Source organism: Nonomuraea cavernae (genome assembly GCF_014646355.1).
GTDB classification, from domain to species: domain Bacteria; phylum Actinomycetota; class Actinomycetes; order Streptosporangiales; family Streptosporangiaceae; genus Nonomuraea; species Nonomuraea cavernae.
On the sequence record NZ_BMNH01000022.1, the window covers coordinates 61537 to 86509 of the forward strand.

Annotated in this window: 18 protein-coding genes; 8 read left to right on the forward strand and 10 right to left on the reverse strand. The window is 70.9% G+C overall.

Features of this window, described 5'->3' with window-relative positions; all coding sequences use genetic code 11:
- Window positions 1-4: 4 nt before the first annotated feature.
- On the reverse strand, window positions 5-2455 hold the full coding sequence (leuS, locus tag IEY82_RS28110; protein WP_189127249.1) for a leucine--tRNA ligase: 2451 nt from the start codon (window positions 2453-2455) through the stop codon (window positions 5-7).
- 577 nt (window positions 2456-3032) lie between these two features.
- Here leuS and IEY82_RS28115 point away from each other — a divergent pair.
- Complete coding sequence (locus IEY82_RS28115; protein ID WP_189127250.1) at window positions 3033-4583, forward strand: hypothetical protein; 1551 nt, start codon at window positions 3033-3035, stop codon at window positions 4581-4583.
- A 48-nt stretch (window positions 4584-4631) separates the two neighbouring features.
- On the opposite strand, the gene IEY82_RS28120 is transcribed toward IEY82_RS28115, so the two are convergent.
- A complete protein-coding gene (locus IEY82_RS28120; RefSeq protein WP_372459754.1) occupies window positions 4632-5822 on the reverse strand; it encodes a cytochrome P450 in 1191 nt (396 codons plus the stop codon).
- A gap of 276 nt (window positions 5823-6098) precedes the next feature.
- Between IEY82_RS28120 and IEY82_RS28125 the strand changes: the two genes are divergently transcribed.
- Window positions 6099-7232 (forward strand): RNA methyltransferase, encoded by a 1134-nt coding sequence (locus IEY82_RS28125; protein WP_225263932.1) that lies wholly within the window; start codon window positions 6099-6101, stop codon window positions 7230-7232.
- A 3-nt stretch (window positions 7233-7235) separates the two neighbouring features.
- Here the strand turns inward: IEY82_RS28125 and IEY82_RS28130 are convergent, their stop codons facing one another.
- The 3 genes from IEY82_RS28130 to IEY82_RS28140 are packed head-to-tail and all read right to left on the reverse strand — an operon-like array spanning window position 7236 to window position 10936.
- Window positions 7236-8078, reverse strand: a complete 843-nt coding sequence (locus tag IEY82_RS28130; protein WP_189127252.1) for an alpha/beta fold hydrolase — start codon at window positions 8076-8078, stop codon at window positions 7236-7238.
- Window positions 8079-8100: 22 nt separating this feature from the next.
- A complete protein-coding gene (locus IEY82_RS28135; RefSeq protein WP_189127253.1) occupies window positions 8101-9354 on the reverse strand; it encodes a cytochrome P450 in 1254 nt (417 codons plus the stop codon).
- A 28-nt stretch (window positions 9355-9382) separates the two neighbouring features.
- Window positions 9383-10936 (reverse strand): GMC family oxidoreductase, encoded by a 1554-nt coding sequence (locus tag IEY82_RS28140; protein WP_189127254.1) that lies wholly within the window; start codon window positions 10934-10936, stop codon window positions 9383-9385.
- A 138-nt stretch (window positions 10937-11074) separates the two neighbouring features.
- On the opposite strand from IEY82_RS28140, the gene IEY82_RS28145 reads away from it, so the two are divergent.
- Window positions 11075-12610 carry a long-chain-fatty-acid--CoA ligase gene (locus IEY82_RS28145; protein ID WP_189127255.1) on the forward strand — a complete coding sequence of 512 codons (1536 nt, stop codon included), beginning with the start codon at window positions 11075-11077 and terminating at the stop codon, window positions 12608-12610.
- Window positions 12611-12656: 46 nt separating this feature from the next.
- Here the strand turns inward: IEY82_RS28145 and IEY82_RS28150 are convergent, their stop codons facing one another.
- The 4 genes from IEY82_RS28150 to IEY82_RS39460 form a co-directional block, all read right to left on the reverse strand.
- A complete protein-coding gene (locus IEY82_RS28150) occupies window positions 12657-13916 on the reverse strand; it encodes an SAM-dependent methyltransferase (protein ID WP_189127256.1) in 1260 nt (419 codons plus the stop codon).
- 3 nt (window positions 13917-13919) lie between these two features.
- On the reverse strand, window positions 13920-15269 hold the full coding sequence (locus tag IEY82_RS28155) for an FAD-binding oxidoreductase (RefSeq protein WP_189127257.1): 1350 nt from the start codon (window positions 15267-15269) through the stop codon (window positions 13920-13922).
- A gap of 130 nt (window positions 15270-15399) precedes the next feature.
- On the reverse strand, window positions 15400-16383 hold the full coding sequence (locus IEY82_RS28160) for an NAD(P)-dependent oxidoreductase (RefSeq protein WP_189127258.1): 984 nt from the start codon (window positions 16381-16383) through the stop codon (window positions 15400-15402).
- The gene (locus IEY82_RS39460; protein WP_225263934.1) at window positions 16380-17924 is read right to left on the reverse strand and encodes a serine/threonine-protein kinase; all 1545 of its coding nucleotides are present in this window, start codon (window positions 17922-17924) and stop codon (window positions 16380-16382) included. Before IEY82_RS39460 ends, IEY82_RS28160 begins: the two co-directional genes overlap by 4 nt.
- Window positions 17925-18070: 146 nt before the next feature.
- On the opposite strand from IEY82_RS39460, the gene IEY82_RS28170 reads away from it, so the two are divergent.
- Together IEY82_RS28170 and IEY82_RS28175 are read left to right on the forward strand one after the other, a co-directional pair.
- On the forward strand, window positions 18071-19192 hold the full coding sequence (locus IEY82_RS28170; protein WP_189127259.1) for a CaiB/BaiF CoA transferase family protein: 1122 nt from the start codon (window positions 18071-18073) through the stop codon (window positions 19190-19192).
- 1 nt (window position 19193) lies between these two features.
- Window positions 19194-20366, forward strand: coding sequence for a cytochrome P450 (locus IEY82_RS28175; RefSeq protein WP_189127260.1), 1173 nt, complete (start codon window positions 19194-19196; stop codon window positions 20364-20366).
- A gap of 348 nt (window positions 20367-20714) precedes the next feature.
- Here IEY82_RS28175 and IEY82_RS28180 read toward each other — a convergent pair whose 3' ends face one another.
- Window positions 20715-21167, reverse strand: a complete 453-nt coding sequence (locus IEY82_RS28180) for a GyrI-like domain-containing protein (RefSeq protein WP_189127261.1) — start codon at window positions 21165-21167, stop codon at window positions 20715-20717.
- Between the two features lie 97 nt (window positions 21168-21264).
- Between IEY82_RS28180 and IEY82_RS28185 the strand changes: the two genes are divergently transcribed.
- The 3 genes from IEY82_RS28185 (at window position 21265) to IEY82_RS28195 (ending at window position 24846) form a co-directional block, all read left to right on the forward strand.
- Window positions 21265-22704, forward strand: a complete 1440-nt coding sequence (locus IEY82_RS28185) for a GuaB1 family IMP dehydrogenase-related protein (protein WP_189127262.1) — start codon at window positions 21265-21267, stop codon at window positions 22702-22704.
- A 153-nt stretch (window positions 22705-22857) separates the two neighbouring features.
- A complete protein-coding gene (locus IEY82_RS28190; protein ID WP_189127263.1) occupies window positions 22858-23232 on the forward strand; it encodes an FKBP-type peptidyl-prolyl cis-trans isomerase in 375 nt (124 codons plus the stop codon).
- An 87-nt stretch (window positions 23233-23319) separates the two neighbouring features.
- The gene (locus IEY82_RS28195; protein WP_189127264.1) at window positions 23320-24846 is read left to right on the forward strand and encodes an ATP-dependent DNA ligase; all 1527 of its coding nucleotides are present in this window, start codon (window positions 23320-23322) and stop codon (window positions 24844-24846) included.
- The last annotated feature ends 127 nt before the right edge of the window (window positions 24847-24973 follow it).

Consider the following 24973-nt stretch of genomic DNA (forward strand, 5'->3'; position numbering starts at 1 on the left):
GGCGTCAGGGAACGATGTTGACCAGCTTGGGCGCCCGCACGATCACCTTGCGCGGCTCGCCCGACAGGTAGCTCCGAACCTTCTCCGAGCCCAGGGCGAGGGCCCGCAGGTCGTCCTCGGAGATGGCGGGCGAGACCTCCAGGCGCTCGCGCACCTTGCCGGCCACCTGGACGACGCAGGTCACGGAGTCCTGGACGAGCAGCTCCGGCTCGGCGACCGGCCAGCCCGCCAGCGCGACCGAGCCCTGGTGACCCAGCCGCTCCCAGCCCTCCTCGGCGGTGTAGGGCGCCACCAGCGACAGCATGACGGCCAGCGTCTCCGCGGCCTCGCGCACGGCGGGGTCGGCGGCGCCCGGCCCCGAGTCGATGGCCTTGCGGGCCGCCGAGGTCAGCTCCATCAACCGGGCCACCGCCACGTTGAAGCGGTGGGACTCGATCAGCTTGGTGACCTCGTCGATGGTGCGGTGGGTGACCTTGCGCAGCTCCAGGTCGCCGCCCTCGAAGGCGACGCCCGGGTCGGCGGCCGTCTCGTCCATCACCCGCAGGGCGCGGGCCAGGAACTTCTGCGACGCGGCCGGCGACACATCGGCCCAGTCGATGTCGTCCTCGGGCGGCCCGGCGAACACCATGGTCAGGCGGACCGCGTCGACTCCGTAGGCGTCGATCTGCTGGCCCAGGTCGACGCCGTTGCCCAGCGACTTGGACATCGCCTTGCCGCCGTTGATCACCTGGCCCTGGTTGAGCAGCCGCAGGAACGGCTCGGTGAAGTCGAGCATGCCCATGTCGTGCAGGACCTTGGTGAAGAACCGCGAATAGAGCAGGTGCAGCACGGCGTGCTCGACGCCGCCGACGTACTGGTCGATGGGGCCCCACTTGCGGACCTGCTCGACGTCGAACGGGCCGTCGGTGTAGCCGGGCGAGCAGTAACGCAGGAAGTACCACGACGAGTCGACGAAGGTGTCCATCGTGTCGGTGTCGCGCCTGGCCGGACCGCCGCACTTGGGGCACTCGACGTTGACCCACTCACTGGCGCCGGCCAGCGGGGCGACGCCCTTGGGGGCCAGCGCCTCGCCGCGCAGGTCGGGCAGCGTGACGGGCAGCTGGTCGTCGGGGACGGGCACCTCGCCGCAGTCGACGCAGTGGATGATCGGGATCGGCGTGCCCCAGAACCGCTGGCGGGACAGCAGCCAGTCGCGCAGCCGGAAGTTGACCGCGCCCGTGCCCCGGCCCTCGACCTCCAGAATGTCGATGATCTTGGCGATGGCCTCGGTCTTGGTTAGGCCGTCGAGCGGGCCGGAGTTGACCAGTTTGCCCTCGCCGGGGGTGGCCACGCCGGTCTCACCCGGATCGGCCAGGCCGGTGTGCACGACGACCTTCACCGGCAGCCCGAACTTCATCGCGAAGTCGAGGTCGCGCTGGTCGTGGGCGGGCACGGCCATGATGGCGCCGTGGCCGTAGTCGGACAGCACGTAGTCGGCCGCCCAGACGGGGATGCGCTCGCCGTTGACCGGGTTGATCGCGTAGCGGCCCAGGAAGACGCCGGTCTTGTCCTTGTCGGTGGACAGCCGCTCGATGTCGCTCAGCTTGGCGACCTCGGCGCGGTAGGCCTCGAACGCCTCGCGGTGCTCGTCGGTGACGATCTCGTCGGCCAGCGCCGCGTCCACGGCGACCACGAAGAACGTCGCGCCGAACAGGGTGTCGGGCCGGGTGGTGTAGACGTGGACCGGCTCCTCGCGGCCCTCGATCTCGAACAGCACGTCGGCGCCCTCGGAGCGGCCGATCCAGTTGCGCTGCATGGTCAGCACGCGCTCGGGCCAGCCGCCCTCCAGCTGGGCCATGTCGTCCAGCAGTCGCTCGGCGTAGTCAGTGATCTTGAAGTACCACTGCGTCAGCTCGCGGCGGATGACGTCGGCGCCGCAGCGCTCGCACTTGCCGGCCACCACCTGCTCGTTGGCCAGCACGGTCTGGTCGTTGGGGCACCAGTTGACCAGGCCGCCCTTGCGGTAGGCCAGGCCGCGCTCGAAGAAGCGCAGGAACAGCCACTGGTTCCAGCGGTAGTAGTCGGGGTCGCTGGTGTGCAGGCGCCGCGACCAGTCGAAGGAGATCGCGTAGCGCCTGAAGGAGTTGGCCTGGGTCTCGATGTTGGCGTAGGTCCACTCGGCCGGGTGCGCGTTACGCTTGATCGCGGCGTTCTCGGCCGGCAGGCCGAAGGAGTCCCAGCCGATCGGGTGCAGGACGTTGTAGCCCTTCTGGAACCAGTAACGCGCGAAGACGTCACCGATCGCGAACACCTCGCCGTGGCCCATGTGAAGGTCACCGGAGGGGTAGGAGAACATGTCGAGCATGTAGCGCCGCTCCCGGGTGTCGGCGGCGTCCTCGCTCGCCCGGAACGGGTCCAGCTGCTCCCACCGCTGCTGCCACTTGGCCTGCAGCGCCTGCGGATCGTACTCACTCACGGCGGTTGTCCTTCTGGTTTGACTTCGGACCCATAAGAAAACCCCTCGCGCGCGTGACGAGGGGCAGCCGCGACGGCGAGCTCTCTCAGAGCCGTCGCGGCCCGCTAAGAAGCAGGGTCGCGGAACGCATAGGTCAAGCCTAGCGCACCTCTTCAATGGAATGCCGATACTCGACCGTGGTAGCCGGGCACAATGGGCACTTCAGGTCTGGTGAGACCTGATGGTGATGTATCCGTTGTGACCTCATATGTCCCTTTAGAATACTCTCGTCGCCGTGGTGTACCCAGCTGAGCCCGAACGATCGATGGACGGCCTGCCGATGCAGGACCCGCCCACCGATCCGCACGGCTTCGCCCGTTTCCCTGCGGAACTCGCTGGGTCTCCTGGAAAATCCCATGAGATCACGCCCGATGCGTCAAATGCGGACATAACACCACCAGGAGGTATGGCAGCAATGGCAACGGAGAATTCCGGAGCACCACACCTGCCACAGTCCTGGCCCGAAGTGCCGCCGCAGGAGGCTCCTCAGCGCGACGTGCCCCCCTCGTGGCCGGCCGGCGGCCACGCGGACGTCCCCATGTCCTGGCCCGACGCCACCTCCCCGGCGCAGCGAGCCGACGCCTCCCGCCAGCCCTCCTGGCCCGACACCGCTCCGCCGTCACAGCCGTCCTGGCCGGACGCCACGCCGCCCCCGCGGCAACCGTCGTGGCCCGACGCCACCCGGCCCGGACAACCGGCCCAGCGACCGGGCGCCGCACCGGCACAGCAGCCGTCCTGGCCCGACGCCACCTCCCCGTCCCAGCCGTCCTGGCCCGACAGCCAGCGCTACGAGCAGCCGTCCTGGCCGGACGCGACGGCGCCGTCGCAGCAGCCGGCCCGGCCGGAGCCGAGCCGGCAGGATCCGGTCCCCGCCTGGCAGGAGGCGCCTCCCGCCGCGACCGGCTGGGCCAACCTCAGCTCCCCCGCTCCCTGGCCGCAGGCCGACCAGGCCCGCCAGGCCGCACCCTCCGGACCGGAGACCCGGGCGCCGCAGGGCGGGCAGGTCGGCGCTGCGCCGTTCGACGAGCGCACCATGCAACAGCCCGCCTTCGACGAGCGCACCATGCAGCAATCCGCCTTCGACGGACGCGCCGCGCAGCAGGCCCCCTACGGCGGGGGGACGCCGCTGGACGAGCGGGCGATGCCGCAGGGACCGCCGCAGCCCGCGGGCGAGCGGCCGGGCGGCGAGCAGCAGGCGCGGCACGGCAGGCCGGGCGCCAACCTGAGCCGCGACCCCTCCGACCCCGACCGGCCGTTCGTGACGGCCGGCCAGATCAGCGGCTCGCGCACCCCTCCGCCGGAGCGCCAGCAGCAGCTCTGGGACACCGTCTTCGGCGACGACTACCAGTCCATGGACGAGCCGGATTCGCTGGACGACACGGGCAAGCCCATCTGGATCTACGCTCTGGCCGGATCGGTGGGGGTGGCCCTCGTCGGCGCCCTGCTCTGGGCGTTCCTGGCGGGCCCCCTGGCGGGTGACGGCGCGGACGACCCGGTGGCCCAGCCGAGCGCGTCGGCCAGCGCCACCGCCCCCAAGAAGACGTCCAACTCGATCGGCCGCCTGCGCACCTACGCCGGCACCGCCGCCCCGGTCGTCGGCGTCGTGCAGAGCCCCACGGCGGGCGTCTCGGTGCCGCGGCTCGGCGGCACCTGGCAGCTCGACCAGCGCGCCACGGTCCAGGCCACGTACGGCTTCGAGACCCGCCAGCACGCCAGGGTCGGCGACACCCAGGCCGAGCTGCTCACGGGCCCGCTGCCGCAGCGGATGGCGTCGGCCTACACCTCCGGCGACGATCTCGAACCGGTGATCAAGGCGGTCGTGGTGAACGCCCGTAAGCGGTTCTTCCCGCCCGGCAACCAGGTCCGCAAGATCGCTCAGCAGCCGATCAAGGTGGGCGACGCCACCGGCCGCCTGATCGCCTACTCGCTGACGTCGGACACGCAGAAGGCGACGATCGTCACCATCGCCGTCAACAGCGGCAACGACCTGCCGGCGATCGTGTACATGTCGGTGCCGTCCACCGGCAAGCAGTTGCTGCCCGACATCAACACCGTGGTCAAGCAGTTGAAGGTCACCGCGCAGTCGTAGCCCGGCCGCGCGGTGGCCGCCGCGCTAGCCGTCGCGCTAGCCGTCGCGCTAGAAGGTGCACTCCATGTGCTTGATGCCGTTGATGAAGCTGCTGTGGAGCCGGTCGGGCTTGCCGCCCTCGATCTGCGGGACGCGGCGCAGCAGCTCGCGGAACATGAGCGTGATCTCGCGCCGGGCCAGGTGCGCCCCGAGGCAGAAGTGCGGCCCGGGCCCGCCGAAGCCCACGTGCGGGTTGGGGCTGCGGGTGATGTCGAAGGCGTACGGCGAGTCGAACACTTCGGGGTCGCGGTTGGCCGCCCAGTAGTAGAGGACGACCTTCTCGCCCTTGCGGTAGAGGTGACCGTTCATCTCGTGGTCCCTGGTCACCTTGCGGCGCATGAAGTTGACCGGCGAGGCGAGCCGGACGATCTCCTCGACCGCGCCGGGCGCGCGGCCGTCGATGTCCTCCAGCCACAGCGCCCGCTGGTCGGGGTTCTGGGTGAGCAGCCGGAGTCCGTACGAGATCGCGTTGCGGGTGGTCTCGTTGCCCGCCACCACCAGCAGGATGAAGAACGACCCCAGCTCCTGCATGGTCAGCCGCTCGCCGTCGATGTTGGCGTTGACCAGGGACGACGTCAGGTCGTTCGTGGGGTTCTCGGCGCGGTGGGCGGCCAGGTCATGCACCAGTTGCTGGAGTTCCATGCCCGCCGTGAGCAGCCGCTCGGCGATCTTGCTGACGTCGTCGCCGGCGTATTCGGGGTCGAACCCGCCCAGGATGATGTTGGAGCGGTCGAAGACGAACCGGTAGTCCTGCTCGGCGATGCCCATCATGTCGCAGATGATCTTCAGCGGGAGCCGCGCGGCCACGTCGGTCACGAAGTCGCCGCCGGGGCCCTTGTCCAGCAGGTCGTCGACGATGCCCGACGCGGCGGTCTCCACGTCGGCCTCGAACTGCTTGATCATCTTGGGCGTGAAGGCCCGGGAGACGATCCGGCGGAGGCGGGCGTGACGGGGGTCGTCCATGTTGATCATGGAGCCGAAGTACTCGGCGAACTCGGCGGGCATGTCGGGGATGTTCGTCGCTCCCCCGTCGCCCGAGCAGAAGACCTCGGCGTTGCGGCTGGCTTCGACGACGTCGGCGTGCTTGGCCAACGCGTAGTATCCGGGCCCCTTCGGAATGAGGCCGATCTCCATCTCCTCGAAGAAGGCCGGCGTCTCAAGCGCGCGTAGCCGGTCGAACGCCTCCTCCCTCTCGGACATGGGCCGAGCCCAGAATCGTTGGTCGGAGAGGTCGAAGTCCACGCTCATGAGGCAATCATTCAAAGCGACGACACTCACGTCAATGCTTTCGACGTACACCGTACGTCCATCTCTCGGAAAATCTGTCGCGCCCAAGATCCCAAAGCTTTAGGGTGGTGGCGTGTTCTTCTTCTTCCACCTGCGTTAGCGATCCGCCGGCGGGTCCGTGGACGACCCACCGCCGGCGATGCGGGACGGCCGACCGCCGCCCCGGGTCGCGACGTGGGAGAAGGACACGTGCGTACATATGCCGTGGCCAGGGCGGTGCGTGGCATCGAGCCCCTGGTGGCCGCGGAGATCAGCGGGCTGGGACGGGTGCGCGCGACGCGCCACCGTGAGGTGTGGTTCGAGACGGCGGAGCCGGGGCCCGGGCTCCTGGGCCTGCGGACGGCCGACGACGTGCTGCTGGTGGCGGCTGTTGTTGACGGCGTCGGGCGCGACCGGAGCGCCCTGGAGCGCCTCGGCAGGGCGGCCCGCGAGATCGACGCCCCGGGCCTGTTGCGGCTCAGACGGCGCATCACCGGGGCCGCTCGCCGGGCGGACGGAGAGGCACGGGAGCAGGGCGGCCCGTCTCCCCTGACGGGCGTGGAGGTGTCGGCCTCCTTCGTCGGACGCCGCAACTACACCCGTTTCGACCTCGAGGACAGCGTCGGCGCGGCGCTCGCCCGGCCGCTCGGGCTGCCCTATCACCCGCGCCGCGACGGCGGGGTGCCGCCCGGCGGGTCGCTGGCCTGGCGGGTCACGGTCGAGGACGACCAGGCGGTCATCGCGCTGCGGGTGGCCGACCGGCCGCTGCACCGCAGGCCGTACAAACTGGGCACGGTCGCCGGGACCCTGCACCCGCCGATGGCCGCCGCGATGGCGCGGCTGGCCGGGATCGGCGGAGCCGGCACGGTGCTGGACCCGTGCTGCGGCGCGGGCACCACGCTCATCGAGGCGCACGCGCTCGCCCCGGGCGCGTGCCTGCTCGGCGTCGACCGCGACCCACTCGCGCTGCGCACGGCCGCCGCCAACGCCGCCCGGGCATCGTCCGGGCGGAGCGCCTTCGGGTGGGCGCTGGGGGACGCCGGTCGGCTGCCGGTGCCGGACGGCGGTGTGGAGCGGGTGCTGGTGAACCCGCCCTGGGGGCGGCAGGTGGCGCCGTCGGGGGCGCTGGCACGCGACGCCGGGCTGCTCTGGCGGGAGCTGTGGCGCGTGCTGGCGGGCGACGGGGTCGCGGTCGCGCTCCTGCACGAGGGCGCGCCGGGCGCGACCGGTGTGCCGCCCGGCTTCGAGGTGGAGCGGACGCTGGAGGTGAGCCTGGCGGGGCGCCACCCGGTGATCGCGGTGCTCAGGAAACGCCCCCGTCCCCGGCGCCGGCGAGACCGCTGACGTTCAGGAGGGGGCGGGGCCGAGCCAGTCGAGGATGAGGCGGTTGACCTCGTCGGGGCGTTCGAGGTGGAGGAAGTGGCCCGCCTCGGCGACCAGCTCGGCCCTCGACCCCTCGGGCAGGTGGTCGAAGGCGCCCTTGGCCACCTCGGGCCCGAGGCAGCCGTCCTGGGCGCCGTGCAGGTAGAGGACCGGCCCGGTGGGGGTCGGAGAGGGCTCCGGGTAGCGGCCGGACGGCGGCGTCGTGCCCAGCTCGGCACGGTAGTAGCCGAGGGCCGCCGCCAGGTTGGCGGGTTCGCCGATGCTGCGCCGGACGAACTCCACGTCCCGGCCGGCGTCGTAGCCGGGCGACCAGTCGGCCCAGAGCTTCTCCAGGAAGCCCGGCATCGCGACGGCGGTCTCGGCCAGGCCGGTCTGGAAGAGGAAGACGTAGAACGACCGCTTGAGCTGGTCGTACTCCAGGAACGCGGGGAACAGCGTGCCCGAGGGAGGCACCGCCATGGCGACGGCCCGGCGGAAGCGGCCGGCCGTGGCGTAGACGGGGAACGCGCCCCAGTCGTGGCCGATGACGACGGCCCGCTCGTCCCCGCCGAGCGCCTCGCGCAGAGCGGCGACGTCGGCGGCGAGCGCCGCTCCCTCGTAGGCGCCGTCGGCGGGCACCTCGGTGGGGGCGTAGCCGCGCATGAACGGCGCCACCGCCCGGTAGCCGCGCTCGGCCAGGGCGGGCATCAGGTGCCGCCAGGTGTGCGCGGTGTCGGGGAAGCCGTGCAGGCACAGCGCCAGCGGTCCTTCCCCGACGGCCAGATACGCGAACTCCACCCCATTGGCGTGGATAGTTCTGATCTCCATGACTGCGAAACCTAGCATTCGGTCAGTAGGTGTAGCGCAGGTGTTTGATGCCGTTGATGAAGTTGGACAGCAGGAAGTCGGGCTCCGCGGTGGCTCTGATGTCCGGCAGCCGGGTGAACAGCTCGCGGAACATCACGGTCATCTCCCTGCGCGCGAGGTGGGCGCCCAGGCAGTAGTGCGGACCGGGGCCGCCGAAGCCGACATGCGGGTTGGGGTCGCGGGTGATGTCGAACGCGTCGGGGTCGGCGAAAACTGATTCGTCGCGGTTGGCGGAGTTGTAGAAGAGCAGCACCTTGTCGCCCTTCCGGTAGTTCACGCCGTTCATCTCGTGGTCGCGGGTGAGGGTGCGGCGGAACTGGATCACCGGGGTGGCGTAGCGGACGATCTCGTCGCAGGCCTTGCCGATGCGGCCGTCGAAGTCCGCCAGCAGCAGCTCGCGCTGGTCCGGGTGGTCGGTGAGGAGCTTGAGCCCGTACGCGATCGCGTTGCGGGTCGTCTCGCTGCCGGCCACCACGAGGAGGATGAAGAACGAGCCCAGCTCCTGCGAGGTGAGCCGTTCCTCGCCGTTGACCAGCAGGCTCACCAGGTCGCCCGTGGGGCGTTCGCGCCGCTCGTCGCCCAGGCGGGCGGCCAGGCGGTTCAGCGAGAAGCCGGCGTGCAGCAGCTTGACCAGGCCGCGGGCCACGTTGACCCGGCTGAAGTCGGGGGACAGGCCGGTGTACTCGGGGTCGGCGTTGCCGAGGATCACGTTGGTCCGGCGTAACACCATGTCATGAAATTTCGCCGGAATCCCCATCATGTCGCAGATGACACGTACGGGAAGCTTCGCGGCGATTTGGGGGACGAAGTCCCCGGGCCCTTCCTCGATCGCCTGGTCCACGATCTCGGCGGCGGCCCTGGCCAGGTCCTCCTCCATCTTGGACAGGATGCGCGGGGTGAACGCCCGGGAGACGATCCGGCGCAGCCGCGCGTGCCTCGGGTCGTCCATGTTGATCATCGAGCCGAAGTACACGGCCAGCCAGCGGGGCATGTCGGGGATGCTGTTGGAGCAGGGCTCACTGCTGAAGACGGCGGCGTTGCGGCTGGCCTCGGTCACGTCCGCGTGGCGCACCAGCGCGTAGTAGCCGGGGCCGCCCCCGATGAACGGCACCTGCTGCTCGGGCACGAACACGGGCCTGTCGAGCGCGCGCAGCCGCCGGAAGGCGGCCATCCGCTCAGCCTGGGGCAACGCCCAGAACGGGATCTGCGACAGGTCCGTGTCCAAGGAGAGCGTCATACTCCACGACCTTCACGCAAGTGTTCACTTACGTCAAGGCCTGCTCCGGCAGGATGAGATCCGCCGCCTTCTCACCGATCATGACGGCCGGCGCGTGGGTGTGGCCGCGGTTGACCGTCGGCATGATCGACACGTCCACGACCCGGAGCCCCTCGACGCCGCGCACCCTCAGCGAGGGGTCGACGACCGACTCGGCGTCGGCGCCCATCCGGCAGGTGCCGACCGGGTGGTAGAGCGTCTCCCCTCTGTCGCGGATCCACTGCACGAACTCCTCGTCGCTCTCGGGGAACGTGTAGGGCGGCAGCGGACCGTCGGCGAAGGGCTTCATCGCGTCCGTGGCGAAGACCTGCTTGGCCGTCTTCAGCCCGGCGACCAGCCGCCGGACGTCGGCCTCCTCGGTCAGGTAGCCGGGGTCGATCACCACGTCGCGCCCGCTCAGCCCGACCCGGCCGCGGCTCTCCGGCTGCAGCAGCACGACGCCCACGGTCATCCCGTGGTCGGTGGGCGGCGTGAGCCCGTGGTCGATGAACGGTCCCGGCGCGAAGACCAGCTCGATGTCCGGCGCCGGCTCCTCCGGTGAGGTCCTGATGAACGCGACCGCCTCGCCGACGTTCGTGGTGAGCATGCCGGAACGCGCCACGACGTAGCGCAGCAGGTTGCCCAGCGACTCGGCCTTGGTCAGCGTCACCGGCTGCTTGCACCGCACGAGCACCCCGCTGGTGAGATGGTCCTGCAGGTTGCGGCCGACCGCCGGCAGCTCGTGCACGACCGGGACGCTCGCCTCGCGCAGCTCCTCGGCCGAGCCCACGCCCGAACGCAGCAGCAGGTACGGCGAGCCGATCGCGCCCGCCGACAGGATGACCTCGCGCCTGGCCCTGACCTTGGCACCTCCGTCGTGTTCGACGCCCGTGGCGCGCCGGCCGTCGAACAGCACCCGGTCGACGGTCGCGCCGGTGATCACCGTCAGGTTGGGCCGCTTCAGCGCGGGCCGCAGGTAGGCGTCGGCGGCGCTCCACCGGCGGCCGCGCCGCTGGGTGACGGGCGTGGGGCTGAAGCCCTCGTTGGACCGGCCGTTGAGCTCGGCCAGCCGTTGCATGCCCATCTCCTCGCAGGCCCTGAGGAAGGCGGCGGTGGTGACGTTGGGGCTGCGCAGCTCGGAGATGTACAGCGGCCCGGTGGAGCCGTACACGTCGCCTCGGTTGCTGCCGACCCGGCGCTCGGCCTTGTTGAAGTACGGCAGGACCTCGTCGTAGGACCAGCCGGGCACGTCCCACTGGTCGTAGTCGCGCTGGCAGCCGCGCACCCACATCTGGGCGTTGAGCGAGGACGAGCCGCCGATCACCTTGCCGCGCGGCCAGTAGAGCTCCCTGTCCCCCATCTCGGCCTGCTTGGCGGTCGTGTAGTCCCAGTCGGCGTCGGTCTTGAACAGCTTGGCGAACCCGGCGGGCATCCGGATCTCCAGCTTGTCGTCCTGGCCGCCCGCCTCCACCAGCGCCACGGACACCCCTGGATCGGCCGACAGCCTGTTGGCCAGCACGCATCCGGCCGACCCCGCCCCGACGATCACGTAGTCGTACTCCATGGCCCCTCCCAGGGGTAAGTAACTTGGTACTTGCTTACTCCACGTGGTGGGCCGCGTCCATATCTCGTTGTGGCTGGCGTCACCTACCGGCCGGTATGTTCATACTGCGAGGATTGCCACGGAAAGGGAGAACGCACCATGCTCAACCTGTCGATCGTCCTGGAGGACAGCGCCCGCAAGGCCCCCGACAGGACCGCGGTCGTCTTCGGCGACCTGCGCCTGCCGTACTCCATGATCGACACTGTGGCGCGGCAGGTCGCCGCCCTGCTGGTCTCGCGCGGCGTCGGCAAGGGCGACAAGGTGGCGCTGGCCTGTCCCAATGTGCCGTACTTCCCGTTCGTCTACTTCGGCATCCTGAAGGCCGGGGCGACCGTGGTGCCGCTGAACGTGCTGTTGCAGGGCCGTGAGATCGCCTACCACCTGGACGACAGCGACGCCAAGGCGCTCTTCTGCTTCGAGGGCACGCCCGAGCTGCCGCTCGGCGAGCGCGGCAGGGCCGGCTTCGAGGCCGCCGAGGGCTGCGAGCACTTCTTCGTGCTGCCGGCCACCCCGCTGGCCACCGAGTCCGAGTACGGCGAGTCGTTCTGGGCGGCGATCGACGGGATGCCGGCGGAGTTCGAGACCGTGCAGACCGACCCCGACGACACCGCGGTGATCCTCTACACCTCCGGCACCACCGGCCAGCCCAAGGGCGCCGAGCTGAGCCACCAGAACATGCTGATGAACGCCGTGGTCTCGGACGAGATGTTCCCCAGGGCCGAGGGCGGCGACGTGTCGCTGGCGGTGCTGCCGCTGTTCCACTCCTTCGGGCAGACCACCGTCATGAACAGCGGCTTCCGCCGGTGCTCCACCCTGGTGCTGATGCCGCGCTTCGAGCCGGGCGAGGCTCTGGAGCTGATGCGCAAGGAGGGCGTCACCCTGTTCGCCGGGGTGCCGACGATGTACTGGGCCATGCTGACGAAGATCCACGCGGAGGGCGCGGAGGTGCCGCGCTCCCTGCGGGTCGCGGTCGCGGGCGGCGCCTCGTCGCCGGTCGAGGTGCTGCGGGACTTCGAGGAGACGTTCGGCATCGGCATCCTCGAGGGCTACGGCCTGTCGGAGACCTCTCCCGTGGCCAGCTTCAACCAGCTCGGCCGGCCCACCAAGCCCGGCACGATCGGCACCCCCATCTGGGGCGTGGAGATGAAGCTGATCGACAGTGACTGGAAGACGATCGACGGCGAGGGGCCCGGCGAGATCGCGGTCCGCGGCCACAACGTCATGAAGGGCTACTACGGGCGGCCGGAGGCCACGGCCGAGGTCATGCGCGACGGCTGGTTCCGCACCGGCGACATCGCCACCCGCGACGAGGACGGCTACTACGCGATCGTCGACCGGGCCAAGGACATGATCATTCGCGGCGGGTTCAACGTGTACCCGCGGGAGATCGAGGAGGTGCTGATGACGCACGAGGCGGTCTCGCTCGCCGCGGTCGTCGGCGTGTCGCACGACTCCCACGGCGAGGAGATCAAGGCGTACGTCATCCGCACGCCGGGCGCGACGCTCACCGAGCAGGAGCTGATCGGCTGGGCCCGGGAGAACATGGCGGCCTACAAGTATCCGCGCGTCGTGGAGTTCCGCGACGCCCTGCCCATGACCGCCACGGGCAAGATCCTCAAGCGCGAGCTTCGCTGACCCGCCGTCACGGGTGAGGGGCCGCGAGACCCCTCACCCGTGACCGTCAGGGCCAGTCGCGCGACGGGCGCAGCGGGACACCCGAGTGGCCCGCGTCGTCCAGCTTGACGCCGAGGACCTGGTGCAGCTGCACCTTGTTGCGCTCGAAGCCGACGATGCAGCCCGCCATGTACAGCGCCCACACCCGGGCGGTGCCCATGCCGACCTCCTGCACCGCGTCCTCCCAGGTGGCGTCGAGGTTGGCGCACCAGTGGCGGAGCGTCTCGGCGTAGTGCTCGCGGAGGTTCTCCTCGTGGCGGATCTCGAAGCCGAGGTCCTCCATCTGCCTGATCAGGTGGCCCACCGACTCCAGCTCCCCGTCGGGGAAGACGTAGCGGTTGATGAAACCGCCCTTGTTGAACGTCTTCTCCGTGCCGGTCGGCCGGGTGATGCAGTGGTTGAGCAGCCGGCCGCCCGGCTTGAGCTTGCCGTACAGGAACGCGAAGTAGGACGACAGGTTGGCCGCGCCGATGTGCTCGGTCAGGCCGATGGAGCTCACCGCGTCGAAACCGGTCTCGGTGACGTCGCGGTAGTCCATGAACCGGACCTCGGCGAGGTCCTGCAGCCCCGCCTCGGCGATGGCCTTCTGCGCCCACTCGGCCTGCTGCCTGCTGAGCGTGACCCCGAGGACCTGGACGCCGTAGTGCTCGGCCGCGTGCAGCGCCATGCCGCCCCAGCCGCAGCCCACGTCGAGCAGCCGCATCCCCGGTTTCAGGCCCAGCTTGCGGGCCACCAGGTCGAACTTGGCGAACTGGGCCTCCTCAAGGGAGGCGTCCTCGGACGGGAAGACCGCGCAGGTGTAGGCCATGGACGGGCCGAGCACCCACGCGTAGAAGCGGTTGGACACGTCGTAGTGGTGGTGGATGACCTCGGCGTCACGCTGCTTGGCGTGCCGCGAGCCCATCCGGGCCAGCATGCTCTGCCGCATCTCCTGCGGAGGCGGCGGCACCCGCATGAGCAGTGGCTTCATCCCGAGCGAGCGGACCGCGGCGAGTTTCTCGGCCGTGGAGAGGTCGTTGGTGGTGATGTTCCACATGCGGTCGAGCAGGGTGTACATGTCGCCGTGGATGTCGATGTGACCCGACACGTAGGCCCTGGCGAGACCGAGCTCACCGGGCGCCTGCGCGAGATAGGCCACCGCGATCGGAGACTTCACTTCCAGGCAGACGTCCGCCCCGTCGGGACCTGCCTTGCTGCCGTCGTATGCCATGAACGCGATGTTCGCCTCAGGGCCGACGATCTTCTCAAAGATGGATGCCAGTGCCATCTGTCACCTTCCCCGCACACACTTGTCGTACAGGTCCAGCAGGCGACCGCTCGGGTCGTATTCCCGCTTGACCGGCCAGTAGGCATCGCCGTTGTAGAGCCGCCAGAACTGCTCACGGGCGTAGAAGGAGGTCGAGTAGAGGGACTTGTGCCCGTCGAGCGCGTGCACAGAGTTCTCGATGAGCCGGTTGTAGTAGCCGTCGAACTGTCCCCGTGGCAACGGCACCATGCCCCAGAAGCCGAAGTTCACGTACAGCTTGCCCGGTTCCAGTGGATAGAGCGGCCAGCGCGAGGAGGACCGCAGCGGGCACATCCACACCGGCGTCATGCCGACCTTGTCATGGAAGAATTCGAGGAACTCGGCCCCTCTCTCGACCGGCGTCTCGACGTCCTGGATGACCGACTCCTGCACGGGCTGACCGCGCCACCGGTCGATCCGGGCGGTCAGGCCGTACTTACGGTCGAGCGAGACGAGCTTGCGGTAGACGTCGGACCGCATCCAGCGGCGCGGCATCAGCGAACGCACCACCGGCTGCTGCACGCCGAAGGCGCGCGAGCACCAGAACCAGTCGGTGTCCCAGCGCCACAGGTAGTCGCGGACCGTCAGCCAGTCGCGGTTGCGCTGGGTGATCGACTGGTAGTAGATCCGCATGCCGGTGTAGTCGGAGACGTAGGGAGCGCGCTCGGCGAAACGGCCGACCGTGATGTACATCTCCTGCGGGCCGAAGTAGACGCCGTCGACGAAGTCGACCGGCTCGCCGTCGTGCTCCATGCCGTCGCAGATCTCCTGCATGGCCAGCATGCACTTGTCGGCGTCGGTGAACTTCACGTGGGTGAGCCGGACGTACGGCTGGACCTGTCTGAGCTTGATCCTGATGCGCAGCGCGTAGCCGAGCGTGCCGTAGGAGTTGGGGAACGCCCGGAACAGGTCGCGGTGCTCGTTGTCGTCGCGGGCCACGATGACGCGGCCGTCGCCGGTGAGGATCTCGAGCTCCTCGACCGACTCGTGCGGCAGGCCGTCGCGGAAGCTGGTCGACTCGATGCCGAGCCCGGTCACGGCCCCGCCCAGCGTGATGGTCTTGAGCTGTGGGACGACGTACGGCATGAGCCCGTGCGGCAGGGTGGCGTCCACCAGGTGCTCGTAGGTGGTCATCCCCTGGACCTCGGCGGTCATGGCGACGGGGTCGACGCTGATCACCTCGGCGAGGTCGCGCGCCGACAGCTTGGCCGTCTTGCCCTGGTCACGGAACCTGAAGAGGTTGGACGTGGCCTTGGCCAGCCGAGGCGCGGCATCGCCGGGGATCTCCGCGTAGGACCGCCGGATCTCCTCTACTGCCCGTCGGTGTGTCGACATCGTCGTCGTCACCTGCGGCACCCCCTTTGAGCTGGTAGAGATCGTCCGTAGAAACGTATCTCCCGGGGCTGACATCGAACAGAGCGGGGTCGTTAAAGACACGAAAACTTCGCGGTTCGCGGTGGGACCGTTACGAAGGAGCCGAATCGGCGGGTTTCCGGCGCACGACGGGTGAGACGGAGTTCAGCACGTTGGCCACCTCACGACCGTCCAGAGCGGCGCCGAGGTTGTCCAGCGTGGCCGCCAGCAGGCGTCCGGTGGACTCCGGCGTCACCCCGGCGGCGTGCGGCGACAGCAGCACCCCGGCCACCTCGCGCAACGGGTCGCCGGCCGGCAGCGGCTCGGTCTCGAACACGTCGAGCGCCGCGCCGCCGAGCCGGCCCGCACGCAGCGCGGCGACCAGCGCGGCCTGGTCCACCACGCCGCCCCGCGCGGCGTTGACCAGCAGCGCGCCCGGCTTCATCCGGGCCGGGTCGATCAGACCGCGCGTCTCGTCGCTCAGCGCGATCACCACGACCAGCACGTCGGAGGTCGCCACGAGCGTCTCCAGATCGGTGTGGCCGGGCTCGTCGCGGGGGGTGCGCGTCCAGTAGGACACCTGGCAGCCGAACGCGCGGAACAGCCGGGCGCAGGAGACGCCGATCGGCCCGAACCCGACGATGCCCACCCGCTGCCCGTGCAGCTCGCGCGGCTGGAGCCCCTGCTGCGGCCACTCCCCCGCGCGGACCGCGGCGTCGGCGGCGGCGAGCCGGCGGGTCAGCGACAGCGCGGCGGCCACGCACCACTCCGACACCGCGACGGCGCTGACGCCCGCGGTGTTGGCCAGCGGGACCCCGGCGGCGGTCAGCGCGGTCAGGTCGTGGCCGTCGACACCGACCGACGGCTGCTGGACGAAGGCCAGCCGGGGCGCGGCCGCGACCGCCTCGGCGTCGAGCGCGAGCAGGCCCGTCCAGTCGCCCAGCACGATCTCCGCGTCGGGCAGGGCGTCGAGCAGCGCGGCCCGCTCGCGGGCGGCGGGCACCCGCACGTCCACCCGGTCGCCCAGCGGGGCGAGCAGGCTGCGCAGCACCTCCTCGGGAAGGGGCGGGAGGGCAAGGAGGTTCCAGGGTGTCATCCGCCCACCGTAAAGCTGCCGATCACCTGCCGCATCAGCCGGGTCTCGCGGTTCCAGTGGGCCTCGGCGACCGTCCAGCTGAGCATGTACGCCGTGTCGCCGGCCACGAGGGCGCGCCGTACCTCGCGGTAGCGCGCGCCCGGGGTGGCCCACGGCGCGCTCCCCTGCGCGCCGGCCGTGTAGGCGAACTCCCATTCCACCGCCCGCGTGCCACGGTGGGCGACCACCCTGCGGCCCAGGACCTCCAGGTCGGTGGTGTTCTCCCGGAGCACCTCCTCGGCGTCCCTGATGATCTGGTAGGCGTCGACGTTGGCGTAGATGGCCTCGACGCCCAGGTGCGCGGTCCCGTTGCGGCGCGTCCACTCGGTGTAGGCCTCCGCGCGTGCGCCCCGCCAGCCGGTGGGGCGCACGATCGACCAGCCGTCGGGCGAGTTCCAGGCACGCACGGCCGGCACGAACCTGGACGGCGTCGGTGTCGGCGTCGCGCTGGGCGTGGGCGTCGCGGTGGGGGTGGGCGTGGTGGTCCGCGGGGTGGCGGGCAGCGGGCTGGTCGCGGCGCGCCCGGCGAGGCGCGGGGTGCCCTCGGCGGGCGTGGCGGTCTGGAGGTAGACGACGGCGCCGCCGGCGACCAGGAGCACGGCCGTCAGCGCGACCGCGAGGAGGGCCCGGCCGGCCCGCCGCGGGCCGGCCTCCTCCACATCGCGGTCGGCGCCGGCGGGCCTGCTGGCGGCGATCTCGGCGAGCAGCCGGTCGGCCTCCTCGGCGCTCACCCGGTCCTCCGGCTCCTTGCGCAGCAGGCCCTTCAGGATCGGGTGCATGATCGGGGGGATCCGACGGTAGTCGGGCTCGTCGTTGAGCAGCGCGTTGAGGGTGGCCATGGGCTCGCCTCGTTCGAAGGGCGAGCGGCCCACGAGGGTGGCGTAGAGCGTGGCGCCCAGCGACCACAGGTCGGAGGCCGGGCCCGCCTCGGCGGCGCGGACCCGTTCGGGGGCCAGGAAGCTCGGCGACCCGGTGACCATGCCGGTCTGGGTGAGCGAGGCGTCGCCCTCGGCCGTGGCGATGCCGAAGTCGGTGAGCACGGCCCTGCCGTCGTCGGCGAGCAGGATGTTGCTCGGCTTGACGTCGCGGTGCAGGATGCCGGCCTCGTGGGCGGCGCACAGCGCGGACAGCACCTGCCTGCCCACGTCGGCCGCCTGCCGTACGGGCAGGGCTCCGCTCGTGGCGACGACCTCCTCGACAGAGGGGTGGCGGACCAGCTCCATGATGATCCAGGGGCGGCCGTCCTCCTCCACGACGTCGTAGATCGCGACGACCGACGGGTGGTTCAGCCGGGCCGCCGTCCGGGCCTCGCGGGCCGTACGGAGCAGCTGGCGCTCCTGGTCGGCGCGCGGCAGCCCCTCCGGGAGGAGCACCTCCTTGACCGCGATCTGCCGGTTGAGCAGCGTGTCGCGGCCTTCCCAGACCACCCCCATGCCGCCGCGGCCCAGCTCGCGCAGTAACTGGTAGCGCCTGGCGATCAGCGGCGTACTATCCGAAACCATGTCCTACCCCTGTAGACCACCCGATCAGTGGGCAAGTTTCCCATACCTCTCCCCGCTTCGCGGGAAGGTCGGAGACGCTGCTTGCCACAGCTCACCGAATGTTGTTCTACTGAGGCTGGTTGAACGTCCGAGTCGAGGAGTCACAGATGTCTGAAGCCCGCCAGGGGCCGCTGGCCGGAGTGCGCGTTCTGGAGCTCGCCGGGCTGGCCCCCGGCCCGTTCGCCGGGATGATGCTGGCCGACCACGGCGCCGAGGTGCTGCGGGTCGATCGCGTGTCCGCCGTCACCGACCGGCCGCGTACGGACGTCATGGACCGCGGCAAGCGCACGATCGGGCTAGACCTGAAGTCACCCGAGGGCGTGGCGGCCTTCAAGGACCTGGTGGCGAACGCTGACGTGGTGATCGAGGTCTTCCGCCCCGGCGTCGCCGAACGGCTCGGCATCGGGCCCGAGGACCTGCACGCGGTGAACGAGCGGCTCGTCTACGGCCGGATGACCGGATGGGGACAGGACGGCCCGCTGGCCCCGACCGCCGGGCACGACATCGACTACATCGCCATCTCGGGTGTGCTGTCGATGCTCGGCCGCGAGGACGAGAAGCCCACCCCGCCGATCAACATCATCGGCGACTTCGCCGGCGGCGGTCTCATGCTCGCCTACGGCGTGCTGCTCGCCCTGCTGGAGCGCGAGCGCACCGGCAAGGGCCGGGTCATCGACGCCGCCATGGTCGACGGGGCCGCGCTGCTGTTCTCGATGTTCTACCACGGCGTGCAGTCCGGCTACTGGGGCCCGCGCGGCACCAACCTGCTCGACACCGGCGCCCCCATGTACGACACGTACGAGACCGCCGACGGGGGGTTCCTCGCCGTCGGCTCGCTGGAGCCGCAGTTCTGGAACACGATGGTGACGCTGATGGGCCTGACGGACCTGCCGGACCGTGACGACCGGAGCCAGTGGCCCGCCCTGAAGGCCCGCCTGGCCGAGGAGTTCAGGTCCAGGACACGGGCCGAGTGGGAGGCCGTGTTCGAGGGCTCCGACGCGTGCGTCTCGCCCGTGCTGTCGATGCCGGAGGCGACCACCCACCCGCACAACGTGGCCCGCGGCGCCTTCACCGAGGTCGGCGGCCTCACCCAGCCGATGCCCGCGCCGCGACTGCTCGGCACGCCCGACCCCGACCTGTCCCCCGCGACCCGGCTCGACGACCTGTCGGCCTGGGGCCTGCCGGCCGACGTGGCCGCGAAACTCCGATCCCAAGGGGTGCTCGCCTGACATGGACCTCGACTTACTCGACCTGCTCGACGGCGACCTCTACGCCGGTGACCCGGACCCCGTCTACGCCCGGCTCCGGGAGCACTCGCCCGTTCACTTCGACGCGGCCAACGGGCTGTGGGGCATCTCCCGCCACGCCGACATCACGGCCATCGAGCGGGACGCGAAGCTGTGGACCAGCACCGGCGGCTACCGCCCCCAACTGCCCTCCGACCCGTCGATGATCGGCGTGGACGACCCCGAGCACGCCGAGCGCCGGCGGCTGGTCTACCGCCGGTTCACGCCGCGCCACGTGCACGAGCGCTACGCCGGCCGGATCCGGGAGGTGGTGGTCGAGCTGATCGAGCGGGCCCTGGCGGCGGGCACCGTGGACGTGGTGCCCGCGCTGGCCGCGCCGCTGCCCGCGCGCATGATCGGGTGGCTGCTCGGCTTCGCCGACGAGGACTGGCCGAGGCTCGTGCACTGGTCGGAGACGACGATCCCGGCGGGCGGCGGCCTGCGGTACGTCACCCACGACGCCGCCGTGGCCGCCGGCGAGTACGGCGAGGCCGTGCTGGCCTTGGCCGCCGAGCGCCGCTCCTGCCCGCGCGACGACCTCGTGTCGCTCTGGTCGGCCGACCCCGGCTACGACGACGAACGCCTGGCCGGCGACGCGCTGCTGCTGCTCGACGGCGGCGCCGAGACCACCCGCACGGTCATCGCCACCACGATCGCCGCGCTGATCCGCCACCCCGGCCAGTGGGACCTGCTGCGCCGCGACCCGTCGCTGATCGAGAACGCCGTGGAGGAGTTCATCCGCTGGACCACGCCGGTCCTGAACATGTGCCGGGCCGCCACCCGCGACACCGAGCTGCACGGACGGCACATCCGCCAGGGGCAGCAGGTCCTGCTCATGTACGGCTCCGCGAACCGGGACCCGGAGGTGTTCGACGACCCAGGCCGCTTCGACGTGACGCGAAGGCCCGGCGGTCACATCGCCTTCGGCTTCGGCACCCACTTCTGCCTGGGCGCCGCGCTGGCCCGGCTGGAGCTGCGGATCTTCTTCGAGGAGTGGGTGGCCCGCGTGGGCTCCGCCGCCTGGGCGGACCCGGCCGGCCCGCGCATGCTGCCCAACGCGTTCGTGCGGGGAATCACGTCGTTCCCGATCGAGCTGCGAGCCAACCGCCCGGAATGAGCGGCGGGTCTGGCGACTGATCCTTTCGTGGGCGGAGTAGTTCTTGACCACGATCGAGTCGTGCAATCTCGCGTCGCCGCCCAGCTTGCTCGCGGCCCGGGTGAGCGAGGGAGGTAGGTGACCGATCAGGCGCAGGGTCCCCGTCACCGTCCACAGGTCGAGGCGGCTGCGAGGCACCAGGCGCCTGGCCGCTTTGACGGCGAAGACGCGGCTGCGCCGTACATAGTCGCCGATTTCGGTCTCATAAGCAGGAAAGGCCCGCTCGTGGTCGCCGCCGGCCGCGGCGAGCTCGCCCGCCAGGACGTGCGCGACGTTCCTAGACCGCGACGTTCCTGAACCGCGACGTTCCTAGACCGCGACGTAGAGGTCGGCGCCGCCCGGGTGGTGCACCTCCAGGTCGGTGGTGAACACCCGCGACGGCGTGCCCCCGGCCTCGGTGTGCTTCCACACCTGCTGCCACGCCTCCATGACCGCCTGCGGCATCGGCCCGCGCGCCTCGATCCGCAGCGTCCTGGCCGCCGGCACCCGCACCGCGACCATGCCCTCGGGCAGCCTGGGCACCGTGCGCACGCCGATGCCCACGACCTGCGTGTAGGCGCCGTGATGGTCGCTCTCGTAGTCGGTGAGCACGGCGTACAGCCGCTCATCGATCCGGCCGGGCACGTGCGCGAAGGCCCCCGGCGCTCCCGCCCGCTGCCAGAGCACCGGCAGCCTCGCCCGCGTGGGATCCATCTCCTCGGCGTTGGTGGTGCGCACGGCGAAGCCCACCACCGTCAGCTCCTCGCGGTCTGTGATGTCCACAGCCCCTCCATCCCCCATGAGTATCCCGGCCGATCATAAGCCCCCGGGAATCAGGGCAAACCATTGTTGACGCAGTCACTGCATAGGATGGACGAACGTGAAGTTTCTTAACGACCTCGAGCCGCGCCACGATCTGACCTACAGCGACGTCTTCATGGTGCCGTCGCGTTCCTCGGTCGGTTCCCGGCTGGCGGTCGACCTCTCGACGCACGACGGCACCGGCACCACCATCCCGATCGTCGTGGCCAACATGACGGCCGTCGCGGGCCGCCGGATGGCGGAGACCATCGCCCGGCGCGGCGGCATCGCGGTGATCCCGCAGGACATCCCCATCGACGTCGTGACCGACGTCGTCGACTGGGTGAAGAAACGTGACCTCGTCCATGACACGCCGCTCACGCTGACCCCGCACGACACCGTCGGCGAGGCGCTGCAACTGCTGCCCAAGCGCGCCCACGGCGCGGTCATCGTGGTCGACTGGGACAACCGGCCGGTCGGCGTGGTGACCGAGGCCGACTGCCAGGGCATCGACATGTACACCCAGCTCTCGCAGGTGATGTCCAGCGAGCTGCTGACGCTGCCGGCCGGGCTGGAGCCGCGCGCCGCGTTCGACCGGCTGCACGACGGCCGCCACCGCCTGGCGCCGATCGTCGACGCGGACGGCCGCCTGGTGGGCATCCTGACCCGTACGGGCGCGCTGCGCGCCACGCTCTACCAGCCCGCCCTCGACGACGCGGGCCGACTGCGGGTCGCCGCCGCCGTGGGCGTCAACGGCGACGTCGCGGCCAAGGCCAAGGAGCTGCTCGACGCCGGCATCGACTGCCTGGTCGTGGACACCGCGCACGGGCACCAGGAGAAGATGATCTCCGCGCTGAAGGCCGTGCGCGCGCTCGACCCCGGCGTGCCGGTCGCCGCCGGCAACGTGGTGACGGCCTCGGGAGTGCGCGACCTGGTCGAGGCCGGGGCCGACATCCTCAAGGTGGGCGTCGGGCCGGGCGCCATGTGCACCACGCGGATGATGACCGGTGTCGGGCGGCCGCAGTTCTCGGCGGTGCTCGAGTGCGCGGCCGAGGCCCGGCGGCTCGGCCGGCACGTGTGGGCCGACGGCGGCGTGCGCCACCCGCGCGACGTGGCCCTCGCCCTGGCGGCCGGCGCCGCCAACGTGATGATCGGCTCCTGGTTCGCGGGCACCTACGAATCGCCCGGCGACACGCGCACGGACGCCAACGGGCGCAAGTACAAGGAGAACTTCGGCATGGCGTCGGCGCGCGCCGTCCGGCTGCGCACGGCCGACGACAGCGCCTTCGACCGGGCCAGGAAGGCGCTGTTCGAGGAGGGCATCTCGACGTCGCGCATGTACCTCGACCCGCTGCGGCCCAGCGTCGAGGACCAGATCGACGCGATCGTGGCCGGGCTCCGCTCCTCGTGCACCTACGCCGGGGCCACCACCCTGGAGGAGTTCCACGAGCGCGCCGTGGTGGGCGTCCAGAGCGCGTCGGGCTATACGGAGGGCATGCCCCTGCACCAGAGCTGGTGACCCCCTCAGCCCGTCCGGACACGGCTCCCGGACGGGCCGGCGCGGCTCTACGCGCGATCGATCCCATCGGGGAAACGGCCACGCCATGGACGTCGGCGATATCCCGACGGCATAGAGTCGTCGGGTCCATTCACTCGTCATCAGGAGCACTTCGTGGCACTGGAGAAGCCGGAAATCGACTTCCCGGAGGGCAACCCGCCCACCGACCTGGAGATCGTCGACGTCGTCGAGGGCGACGGCCCGGAGGCCAAGCCCGGCCAGAGCGTCAAGGTCCACTACGTGGGCGTGGCGTTCTCGTCCGGAGAGGAGTTCGACGCGTCGTGGAACCGCGGCGAGGCGTTCGAGTTCCCGCTGGGCGGCGGGCGCGTCATCGCGGGCTGGGACCAGGGGGTCGCGGGCATGAAGGTGGGCGGCCGGCGCAAGCTCGTCATCCCGCCGCATCTCGGCTACGGCAGCCGCGGCGCCGGCGCCAGCATCAAGCCCAACGAGACCCTGATCTTCGTGGTCGACCTGCTGGGGGTTCGCTGACGTTCGGGTGGGCCCGCGGGCCCACCCGTTCAGCACGCTGACCGCGCGCGGTGGGAAGTGTCGGCGCGGTGCGGCACGATAGGGCTTGTGCTACTGATCGACGTGGTCCGGGTCTCCGAGGCGGTGACGCGGACTTCCGCGCGCCTGGGCAAGATCGGTCATCTGGCGGAGCTGCTCGGCCGGGTCGGGGCCGGCGAGGCGGAGATCGCCATCGCCTACCTGTCCGGCGAGCTGCCGCAGCGCCAGATCGGCGTCGGCTGGCGCAGCCTTCAGGACCTCCCCCAGCCCAAGCTGGCCGCGACCGCCACGCTCACCGAGGTCGACGAGCTGCTGAGCACGATCAAGGCGGTCTCCGGGCAGGGCTCGCAGGCGGCCCGCAAGGCGCTCGTGAGCCGGCTGTTCGCCGGGCTGACCCGCCAGGAGCAGGCGTTCATGCTGCGGCTGCTCGGCGGCGAGCTGCGGCAGGGCGCGCTCGACGGGGTGATGATCGAGGCGGTCGCCAAGGCGTCGGGAGCGCCGTCCGCCGACGTGCGGCGGGCGCTGACACTGCGCGGCTGGCTGCCCGCGGTCGGCGCGGCGGCGCTGACGGGCGGGGTGCCGGCGTTGCGGGCGTTCCGGCTGGAGGTCGGGCGGGCGGTGTCGCCGATGCTCGCCGGCAGCGCGCCCAACGTCGTGACCGCCCTGGCCAAGGCGGGCGCGCCGGCGTCGCTGGAGTGGAAACTCGACGGCATCCGGGTCCAGGTCCATCGCAGCGGCGGCGAGGTCAAGGTGTTCACCCGCACCCTCGACGACATCACGGGCCGGTTGCCCGAGCTGGTCGAGGCCGTTCTCGAGCTGCCGTCCGACGATCTCGTGCTCGACGGCGAGGTGATCGCGCTGCGTCCCGACGGGCGCCCGCACCCGTTCCAGGTGACGGCGAGCCGCGCCTCCAGCAAGGTCGACGTGGCACGGCTGCGCGAGCAGACGCCGCTGAGCGTGTTCTTCTTCGACCTGCTGCGGGTCGACGGCGCCGACCTGCTCGACCTGCCCTACTCCGATCGGCAGGAGGCGCTCGGCCGTGCGGTCCCGCCGGGCCTGCTCACGCCACGGCTGGTCACGGACGAGGTGGCGCAGGCGGAGAAGTTCTTCACCGACGTGGTCAGGGCCGGGCACGAGGGCCTGGTGGTCAAGTCGCTCTCCTCTCCCTACGCGGCCGGGCGCAGGGGCGCCGGCTGGGTGAAGGTGAAGCCCCGGCACACCCTCGATCTCGTCGTGCTGGCCGCCGAGTGGGGGCACGGGCGTCGCCAGGGCAAGCTGTCCAACCTGCATCTCGGCGCTCGCGACCCGGAGGGCGGCGGGTTCGTGATGCTCGGCAAGACGTTCAAGGGCCTGACCGACGAGCTGCTGGCCTGGCAGACCGAGCGCTTCCTGGAGTTGGCCGAGGGGCCGGCCGACGAGCTGACCGTGAGGGTGCGGCCGGAGCTGGTGGTCGAGATCGCCTTCGACGGGGTGCAGCGCTCACCGCGCTATCCGGGGGGCATGGCCCTGCGGTTCGCCCGCGTCCTGCGCTATCGGCCTGACAAGCGGGCCGAGGACGCCGACACGATGGAGACCGTACGATCTCTGATGCTCTGATGTGTGGATATTGATCCAATATCTAGATGACCTTGTAACCAAAGTGAGATATGTCACTGGTTAAGGCATTAACTTGCCTTTACCCACTCTTTGTCGCATATGTTCGTCCAGGTCCGCGGGGAACCCC

Bases quoted from the DNA above. Each gene is read 5' to 3' on its own strand.
- IEY82_RS28120 (WP_372459754.1), bottom strand. From the start codon at position 5,822: ATGTCCGAGAGGGAGGAGGCGTTCGACCGGCTACGCGCGCTTGAGACG.
- IEY82_RS28170 (WP_189127259.1), top strand. From the start codon at position 18,071: ATGTCTGAAGCCCGCCAGGGGCCGCTGGCCGGAGTGCGCGTTCTGGAG.
- IEY82_RS28175 (WP_189127260.1), top strand. From the start codon at position 19,194: ATGGACCTCGACTTACTCGACCTGCTCGACGGCGACCTCTACGCCGGT.
- IEY82_RS28115 (WP_189127250.1), top strand. From the start codon at position 3,033: ATGTCCTGGCCCGACGCCACCTCCCCGGCGCAGCGAGCCGACGCCTCC.
- IEY82_RS39460 (WP_225263934.1), bottom strand. From the start codon at position 17,924: ATGGTTTCGGATAGTACGCCGCTGATCGCCAGGCGCTACCAGTTACTG.
- IEY82_RS28140 (WP_189127254.1), bottom strand. From the start codon at position 10,936: ATGGAGTACGACTACGTGATCGTCGGGGCGGGGTCGGCCGGATGCGTG.
- IEY82_RS28135 (WP_189127253.1), bottom strand. From the start codon at position 9,354: ATGACGCTCTCCTTGGACACGGACCTGTCGCAGATCCCGTTCTGGGCG.
- IEY82_RS28155 (WP_189127257.1), bottom strand. From the start codon at position 15,269: ATGTCGACACACCGACGGGCAGTAGAGGAGATCCGGCGGTCCTACGCG.
- IEY82_RS28145 (WP_189127255.1), top strand. From the start codon at position 11,075: ATGCTCAACCTGTCGATCGTCCTGGAGGACAGCGCCCGCAAGGCCCCC.
- IEY82_RS28150 (WP_189127256.1), bottom strand. From the start codon at position 13,916: ATGGCACTGGCATCCATCTTTGAGAAGATCGTCGGCCCTGAGGCGAAC.
- IEY82_RS28160 (WP_189127258.1), bottom strand. From the start codon at position 16,383: ATGACACCCTGGAACCTCCTTGCCCTCCCGCCCCTTCCCGAGGAGGTG.
- IEY82_RS28130 (WP_189127252.1), bottom strand. From the start codon at position 8,078: ATGGAGATCAGAACTATCCACGCCAATGGGGTGGAGTTCGCGTATCTG.